1 protein-coding gene is annotated in these 1,142 nt (G+C 63.4%); it reads right to left on the reverse strand.

Translation table 11 applies throughout. From position 1 onward, the window contains the following. Positions 1 to 1,142 (reverse strand): acyltransferase domain-containing protein (locus ACH4FH_RS38915; RefSeq protein ID WP_398560711.1); only part of this gene is annotated, 1,142 nt, incomplete at both ends.

Here is a 1,142-nt window from a genome sequence, read left to right on the forward strand (position 1 = left end):
CGACGTGCATCCGGCCCAATGCCGCTACGGCCGACTCCTCCTCACCCCGGCCCTTCCGCGAGAGCGCAATGAACTCGCCCTCCTCGACGCACGATTCACCCATCGCAGAGAGCACACCGGCCGGACCCAACTCCACAAACCGATTCACGCCACGAGTCGACAGCGCACGCATCCCGTCGTGAAACCGCACCGCCTCCCGCACATGACGCACCCAGTACTCCGCCGAACACACCAACCCCGACGGAGCCACCTCACCCGTCACATTCGACACCAACCCCAACCGCGGCTCCCGAAACACCACCCCCTCAACAACCCGCCGAAACTCCTCCAACATCGGCTCCACCAACGCCGAATGAAAAGCATGAGAAACCCGCAGACGCGATGACTTCCACCCACCCGAAGCCACCACCCCACACACCGCATCCTCAACACCCGACAACACCACAGACCGCGGACCGTTCACCGCAGCCACCGACACCTCATCCCCACACCCCACCAAGAACGGCACGACCTCCTCCTCCGAAGCCACCACCGACACCATCACCCCACCCACCGGCAACGCCTGCATCAAACGACCACGCGCCACCACCAAAGCAACCGCATCCTCAAGCGACCACACCCCCGCAACAAACGCCGCAGCCAACTCCCCCACCGAATGCCCCATCACAAAATCCGGCCGCACACCCCACGACTCCACCAACCGGAACAACGCCACCTCAAACGCAAACAACCCCACCTGAGCAAAACCCGTACCCTCCAACAACGGAACCCCACCAGGCCCCGCCACACCGGAGAACACCACCTCACCCAGCGAACAGCCCAAAAGCCCATCCGCCACCGCACACACCTCATCAAACGCAGCAGCAAACACCGGGAACACCCCATACAACTCCCGGCCCATCCCCACACACTGCGCACCCTGACCCGTAAACAAAAACGCCGTCAGACCATTCATCAATCCCGAGTCCACACCCCGACCCGAGACCAACTCCTCCAAACCGGCGAGCAATTCTTCCTTTTCCCGGCCGACCACCACGGCACGGTGCTCGAATACCGCGCGCCCCGTCGCCAACGAGAAACCCACATCAACCGGCGACACCCCCGGAGACAAGGCCACATGCTCACGCAACCGCTCCGCCTGC

This window comes from Streptomyces sp. NPDC017993, from assembly GCF_044328065.1.
Classification (GTDB): Bacteria; Actinomycetota; Actinomycetes; order Streptomycetales; family Streptomycetaceae; genus Streptomyces.